The organism is Thermococcus sp., assembly GCF_027008145.1.
GTDB lineage: Archaea > Methanobacteriota_B > Thermococci > Thermococcales > Thermococcaceae > Thermococcus.
In genome coordinates, this window is record NZ_JALTCZ010000048.1 from 1 (window position 1) to 2,996 (window position 2,996).

Here is a 2,996-nt window from a genome sequence, read left to right on the forward strand (position 1 = left end):
ACGAAGAGGAAGAACGCGTTGAGCAATGCCGCCTGCATGTTGCCGCCGATGACGCCCATCATGACTATCAGAGTTCCCGCTATTCCGAAGAGCGCTCCGCTGGCGCCTGCGCTTACAGTGTTCGGCGACAGCATGACGAGCGTCAGCAGGTTTCCAAAGAGGCCCGAGACGATATAGACCCCAACCAGCCTTTTAGAGCCGATCACGTGCTCAAGCTGGCTCCCCATGACGAGGAGGAAGTACATGTTGAAGGCTATGTGGAGTATGCCGACGTGGACGAACATCGCAGTGAAGGGCTGCCACCACCAGCCGTAGTGCAGAACCGCGTAGTTCCACTGGCCGAGCACGAGCAGAACGTTCGAGCCTATGCTTATGGGGTTCCCGCTCAGGATAACCTCCAGGGTATATACAGCCAGGTTTATGAGGAGCAAGCTGAAGGTCGCTTTTCCGTAGCGGTGGAAGTAGCGCTCAAGAGCCATTCTCCAGCTCCTCCAGGATCATTTTCAGGAGGTACTCGTCGTCGACCGCTATCAGGTTGGTTTTCTCCGTTGCGCTGAGTTTAACCTCCAGCTCTCTCCCCCTCTCGTCCGTCACTATCGCCCCTGCTTCCCTCGCTATAAGAACGCCGGCCGCTATGTCAGTCGGCCTCACGTAGTTCCTTATGTCAAAGACGCCGTCGAGGGCGCCCTTCGCCAGATAGGAAAGCTCAACCGCTATCGCCCCCAAAACGCGGACGCGCTTGACCTTCTTTATGATTCCCGTGCACCTTCCGCGCGTGTAGAAGCTCAAGGCCTCCTTTCCGCGCTCCGGCTTCCGCACGTGAATCCTCCTTCCGTTGAGGAACGCGCCCTCCCCCGGAACCGCCTCGTAGAAGTTCTTTGGGAGGAACTCGTAGATGGCACCGTAAACGGGCCTCTTTCCCTTAAAGACCGCAAAGCTGAAGGCGAAAACCGGTATCCCCGCAGTAAAGTTGTAGGAGCCGTCTATCGGGTCAATAACGACGGTGTAGTCGCTTCCGTTGTCGATTACCCCGGCTTCCTCGCTGACGATGTTGACGCCGAGGGGTTCGAGCCTCGACAGGACGATGTCCTCAGAAACCTTGTCCACGTAGTCGGTGGTGTCGCCGCTGGCGTTCTCTCCAACGACCTCACCGGCCTTTGCCGTGCCGAAGAGCGGGATAACGGCCTTCTCGACTTCCAAGGCAATCTCCTTGGCTATCGCGTTCCACTCAAACTCCATCTCAACCACCACCCATGAGCATTATCAGGAAGTTCCTCGTCCCCGGGCCGAAGCCGAGGATGAAGATGGTCAGCTTTACGAAGTTTATTAAATCCTCGTCTTCCTCCTCCATCATCCTGTCGAGTATCCACACCACCGGCAGAAGGATGACGAACTTCTCAAGGTACATCGCTGCTGGAGTCCCCAGCGTGTCCATCAGCCACCTCGCAAGGACGTGCTGCTCCCAGAAGCCGAAAAACTGGATTCCGACGAAGGTTGTCGTTGCGTCGTAGAAGTGGGTGTAGAAGAGAAGACCGTTGTCCTTTATCAGCTTAAACCTCCTCGCCAGAACCCAGATGAAGGCCTCGGCTATCATGAGGGCGGGAATGAAGTATTTCAGAACCGCCCAGTTAAAGTCCACCTTATCCAGGTTTATTATCAGAATGAAGAGCAGCCCCCCGACGAGAACCCAGCCGAAGTCGCGGTAAATCGGGTAGAGTTTCTCGTCCGGCCCGGTGTGCCTCCAGACGGCGTAGAGCGAGGCTATCGCGAAGGCCGCTATTACGAAGTAGCCGCCGGGGCTGACCGTCAGGTAGGTCCTCCGGAGGAGTCCCACATCCGTCATGCTCCTCATCAGCGGGCCGAGGATTATGTAGGGGATCAGGGCCTTGAAGAACCTCTCGTCAACCCGGATTCCCATGCGCTTGAGCATCTTGTAGAGCAGTATAACCGCGATTCCAAGGATTATCGCGTAGGTTATCGTGTTCACCGGGTTGTAGCCCTGGTTTTCCTTGATTGGAAGGATGAAGTACTCGTAAAAGAACTCGTAGAGACCCATTCGACCACCGTAGCCCCTTGCTCCGATAGCCTTAAAGCTTTTCCCACCCTAATGTTGGAGGTGGTGAGAGAAGTGCACCTGATGCAGCTCCCGCGGGAGGTGCTTTTAGGCGAGAACCTCATAGGAGAGACGGTCAACGTTGCCAAGCGCCTCGGACTGGGGAGAAAAGCCCTCGTGCTCTACGGTCCGAGGACGAAGAAGATAGCAGGGGAAGCGGTTGAGGACGTCCTCCGGGGGGAGTACGAGGTCGAGAGCGTGACAGTTAAAGGCGCGACGATGGAAGAGGTGGAGAGGGTTCTTTCCATAGTCGGAGACCACCGCTCGGACTGGCTCATAGCGGTCGGCGGAGGGAGCATAATCGACGTGGCGAAGTTAGCTTCCTTCAAAGCAGGAATACCATTCATCAGCTTTCCCACCACGGCTTCCCACGACGGTATAGCGAGCGCCAACGCTTCCATAAGGGACCTTGGACTTAAAACGTCCCTCAAAGCCGTCCCCCCGATAGCCGTAATAGCCGATGTGAAGGTGATAAAGACCGCGCCATACCGCTATTTAGCGGCGGGAGTCGGAGATGTAATAAGCAACCTGACGGCTGTAAAGGACTGGCAGTTAGCTCACAGGATAAAGGGCGAGTACTACAGCGAGTACGCGGCATCGCTCAGCCTGATGAGCGCCAAGATGATAATGCGCAACGCGGACATAATAAGGCTGGGCAACGAGGAGAGCGTTAGAAAGGTCGTTAAGGCCCTCATAAGCGGCGGCGTGGCGATGAGCATAGCGGGTTCATCGAGGCCTGCCAGTGGAGCCGAGCACCTGTTCAGCCACGCCCTTGATTCCCTCCTTGAAAAGCCGGCTCTGCACGGCGAGCAGGTCGGCGTCGGAACGATAATAATGGCCTACCTCCACGGCCTCAAGTGGGAGCGCGTTAGGGAAACCTTAA

At 56.4% G+C, this 2,996-nt stretch carries 4 protein-coding genes; 1 reads left to right on the forward strand and 3 read right to left on the reverse strand.

All coding sequences use genetic code 11. From position 1 onward, the window contains the following. From MVD07_RS02320 to MVD07_RS02330, 3 genes are all read right to left on the reverse strand, one after another. The coding region (locus MVD07_RS02320) for a rhomboid family intramembrane serine protease (protein ID WP_297498111.1) at positions 1 to 479 on the reverse strand (479 nt) is incomplete at its 3' end. Then, positions 469 to 1,239, reverse strand: coding sequence for a bifunctional fructose-bisphosphatase/inositol-phosphate phosphatase (locus MVD07_RS02325; protein WP_297498117.1), 771 nt, complete (start codon positions 1,237 to 1,239; stop codon positions 469 to 471). The genes MVD07_RS02325 and MVD07_RS02320, both read right to left, overlap by 11 nt. A 1-nt stretch (position 1,240) precedes the next feature. Next, entirely contained in the window at positions 1,241 to 2,056 is an 816-nt protein-coding gene (locus tag MVD07_RS02330; RefSeq protein ID WP_297498114.1) for a DUF63 family protein, read from the reverse strand. 72 nt (positions 2,057 to 2,128) lie between these two features. On the opposite strand from MVD07_RS02330, the gene MVD07_RS02335 reads away from it, so the two are divergent. Beyond that, positions 2,129 to 2,996, forward strand: an 868-nt coding sequence (locus MVD07_RS02335) for an NAD(P)-dependent glycerol-1-phosphate dehydrogenase (protein WP_297498121.1), incomplete at its 3' end; no start/stop codon positions are given.

What these genes read in the sequence shown, in the direction of transcription:
- MVD07_RS02330 (WP_297498114.1), bottom strand. Translation starts at nt 2,056, where the DNA reads ATGGGTCTCTACGAGTTCTTTTACGAGTACTTCATCCTTCCAATCAAG.
- MVD07_RS02325 (WP_297498117.1), bottom strand. Translation starts at nt 1,239, where the DNA reads ATGGAGTTTGAGTGGAACGCGATAGCCAAGGAGATTGCCTTGGAAGTC.